At 66.9% G+C, this 3,719-nt stretch carries 3 protein-coding genes; all 3 read left to right on the top strand.

Going from position 1 to position 3,719, the window contains the following annotated elements; translation table 11 throughout:
- Nucleotides 1-2,609: hypothetical protein (locus VFW84_RS03065; protein ID WP_329678963.1), on the top strand; the 2,609-nt coding region annotated here is incomplete at its 5' end.
- Between the two features lie 57 nt (nucleotides 2,610-2,666).
- Nucleotides 2,667-3,005, top strand: a complete 339-nt coding sequence (locus VFW84_RS03060) for a hypothetical protein (protein ID WP_329678962.1) — start codon at nucleotides 2,667-2,669, stop codon at nucleotides 3,003-3,005.
- Nucleotides 3,006-3,262: 257 nt separating this feature from the next.
- On the top strand, nucleotides 3,263-3,719 hold a 457-nt coding region (locus tag VFW84_RS03055; protein ID WP_329678961.1), incomplete at its 3' end, for a transcriptional regulator.

Below are 3,719 nucleotides of genomic sequence, written 5' to 3'. Positions count from 1 at the left end.
CGGTGCTGGGTCTGGCCCTGGTGCTGACCTGGCACATGCCGGGGGCACCGCACGCGCTGTGGCTGGTGCTGCTGGGTCTGCACGCCTTGGCCAAGGTCCTGCCGCAGGGCAAGCTGCTGAGCCTGGCGCTCTGGAGTGAGTGGGCTTGCGTCGGGCTGATCGCCATGGTGATGCTGCCCTATGCCGTCGATCAGGTGCGTTTGTCGATGTATCCGGCGCTGGAGCGACCTTGGCAGTCCATGGCCCAGGAGCGCTCGACTCCGGATGAGGCGCCGGCCCCGGCTGGGCCGCAGACCATGGAGGCCGCGACGGACAGCGCGCCTGAGGCGGCCGTGTCCAGCAAGGGTTACAGCGTGGGGTCGCTCTCCCGCCCGGCGGCGCCAGCGCCTGCTCCCCGGACGGCCGCGCCCCGTGCCGACGACTTCGACCCGGGGGCCAAGGTGCAGACCGGGCCGGGCTTGCCGCGCTGGCAGTGGAACACCCATCGGCTGAGCTGGCAGGGGCCTGTGCAGCAGGACCAGTCCATGCAGTTGCTGTTGTTGCCGCCCTGGGGCACCGTGCTGTTGCGCCTGAGTGGGCTGGCCCTGCTGGTGGTGGCCCTGCTCGGGGCCTGGCGTTGTTTGCCCAAGCCCCCGCGCTGGCCACGCCCGCAGGCCTTGGCACCAGACGGCGTGAGCACGGTTGCCGCTGCCGTGTTGCTGTCTCTGTTGCTGTCCTGGTCGGGTGCTCAGGAGGTGCTGGCCGCCGAGGTGGCGGCCCCGGCCGCCCCCGCTGCCGAAGCGCCGGCGCCCTCGGTTCTGGAGGAGTTGCGTCAGAAGCTGACAGCACCGCCGGACTGCCTGCCAGCCTGTGCCGATGTGCCGCGCATGTGGGTGATGGCCTCGGGTTCACGCGTCCAGTTGCGCCTGGAGGTGCACGCCCTGGCGGATGTGAGTCTGCCCCTGCCGGGCCAGGGCAGCCACTGGCGGCCCAGTTCGGTGCTGGTCGACGGCCAGTCGGCGGTCCTGCGCCGCGATGAGGCCGGGGCCTTGTGGGTGAGCCTGCAGAAGGGTGTGAGCCAGGTCGTGCTGGAGGCCGATGTCGGCCCGGCGGTCACGGTGGACATCACCTTGCCCATGCCGGTGCGAGACGTGAAGGCGCAGACCGAGGGCTGGACCCTGGCGGGCCTGGATGCCCGGGGGCTGGCTTCTGGCGCTTTGAGCCTGTCACGCCAGCAGGCGGCGGTGCGTCAGGCCGACGATCAGGGCACCCAGCGGGATGCACTGCCACCCTTCGTGCGGGTGGAGCGCACGCTGCGCCTGGGGCTGCGCTGGACGCTCGAGACGCGGGTCTCCCGCATCGCGCCCAGCCTGGCCCCTGTGCGGGTGCAGGTGCGCTTGCTGGCGGGCGAATCCGTGAACGATGCCGCCGTGCAGGTCAGCCAGGGGGTGGCCACCGTGCAATTGGGGGCCCAGGAGTCCCTGTCGTTTGTGAGCACCTTGAAGGAGGCGCCGCGTCTGTCATGGCGCAGCACCACCGAGCCGCATCAGATCGAGGTCTGGAAGCTCGATGCGTCCACGCAGTGGCACGCCAGCCATTCCGGCATCGCGCCGGTGCTGCATCAGGATGGCGGGCGCTGGATGCCGACCTGGCAGCCCTGGCCGGGCGAGCAGGTCGTGATCGATGTGGTGCGCCCGGTCGGCGTGGCCGGCCAGACCTTCACTGTGGACAAGGTGAGCACCACGGTGAGCCCGGGGGTGCGTGCCACCGATGTGTCGGCCATGGTGTCCTTGCGCTCCAGCCAGGGAGGCAATCACCGCTTTGATCTGCCCAAGGGTGCCACCTTGCTGTCGGTCGCGGTGGATGGGCAGGTGCTGCCCATCCAGGCGCAGGGCAGTGTGGTGATGGTGCCCATCACGCCCGGTGCCCATGGGGTCAAGCTGGACTGGCGCGAGGCACGCGGCATGGGGTGGTGGTTCCAGACCGCCGCGCTGGATGCTGGCACCACCGGTGTCAACGATGCGCTCAGCCTGAATCTGCCCGCCGATCGGGTGGTGCTGGCCCTGGGGGGGCCGTCGGTGGGGCCGGCGGTGCTGTTCTGGGGGGTGCTGCTGGTGATCGTCGCCGTGGGCGTGGGCCTGGGGCGTCAGCGTTTTTCGCCGCTCAACGCCTTGTCCTGGGTGATGCTGGGCCTGGGGGTGTCGCAGGCCTCCCTGATCGGGTTGGCCCTGATCGTGGGCTGGTTCCTGGCCCTGGAAGCGCGTCGGCGCCTGAGTGCGGGCTGGAGCCGCAGGGCCTTCATGGTCCTGCAGGTGCTGCTGGCCCTGTGGGGGCTGGCGGCGGTGGGGGTGCTGTTCGACACCGTGCGCGTGGGCCTGCTGGGCTATCCCGATCTGATGATCGTCGGCAATGGCTCGGATGCCTCGCATTTGCACTGGTTTGCCGATCGCTTCGATCAGCAGACGGCGCAAGCCTGGGTGCTGTCGGCGCCCATGCTGGTCTACCGTGTGCTGATGTTGCTGTGGGCTCTGTGGCTGGCGACGTCCCTGCTGCGCTGGATCAAATGGGCCTGGGAATGTTTCAGCACGGGTGGCTATTGGCCTGACAGCGACAAGGGCTCGCAGCCCTGACGGGCATGCCAGAATCCCCCACTTTAGACCTCTGAGGATTGAGCCGTGGATTTGAAGGTGCCGATTGTCATTACCGATGAACTGACCGAGGACGTGGTCATGTCCACGGGTTTCCTGGACCTGGCCAGCGGAGAGATCCGTCAGATCGAATATGAGGATTACGACCTGTCCACACAGGGCTTGCCCTCGGATCGGGAGGACTACGAGTTCACCAGCGGCATCCTGTCCAACAACGGCAAGGACGTCGAATTCCGTGTCGATGTGAACAAGACCACCGGTCGCTATTCGGTCAGCCCCAGTGAGTTGCTGGAGGTCAAATCCCGTGCGGCGGCGCTGTTCGCCGGGATCACCGGGCAGGAAATGGCGGCGATCGCCAGCCGCAAGTCGCCGCGCTGAGCATACGGATGCCCCCAACGAAAAAGCCCCTCGGTTAGGAGGGGCTTTTTCGTATGCCGGCTGAAAGAATGCGAAGCATCAACAGCCGTGCAAAAGTTTTATGATTATGGATGACAGCGTTTTTGACTTCACACTTATTCTTGATATTGAGTGTGATTGTGGGGTCTTGACTCCGCGGCGTCATGAAAAAGTCCTGAAATGGTCTGAAGCCGCCTCCGGTGGATGATGTAATCCATGGAGAGACTGACGAGGCATTCTTGGCACTGCGCTACCGATTCGATCGTTTTGAACTCAGCGCCGACGAAATGGTGCTGTATGAGGACGGCCAGCCCGCCGCCCTCGGGAGTCGTGCGCTCGACGTTTTGCTGGCATTGGTGCAGCGACCCGCGACGCTGGTGAGCAAATCCGATCTGCTGGATCGGGTCTGGCCTGGCCTGGTGGTCGAGGAAAACAACCTCCAGGTTCATGTCTCTTCCCTGAGAAAAGTCATCGGTGCCAAGGCGATCGCCACGGTACCGGGGCGGGGCTATCGCTTTGTGCTGCCCGTCAGCCTGGTGGGTGGCCCGGCCACAACCGGGGTCGCCGGGCTGCGTCAGGTGCCGCCGGACGAGCCTTCACGGTCGAGCGCCCCTGAAGCGGGTGCGCGCATGCCCTTGCCGGCACTGGCCAGCACCGTCTGGGGGCGCGAGCAAGACCTGGAGCTGCTGTCCAGTC

Source organism: Aquabacterium sp. (assembly GCF_036279655.1).
GTDB lineage: Bacteria > Pseudomonadota > Gammaproteobacteria > Burkholderiales > Burkholderiaceae_C > Aquabacterium.
The sequence above is the reverse complement of the archived record's forward strand: the minus strand, read 5'-3'. Positions and strand labels throughout refer to the sequence as shown.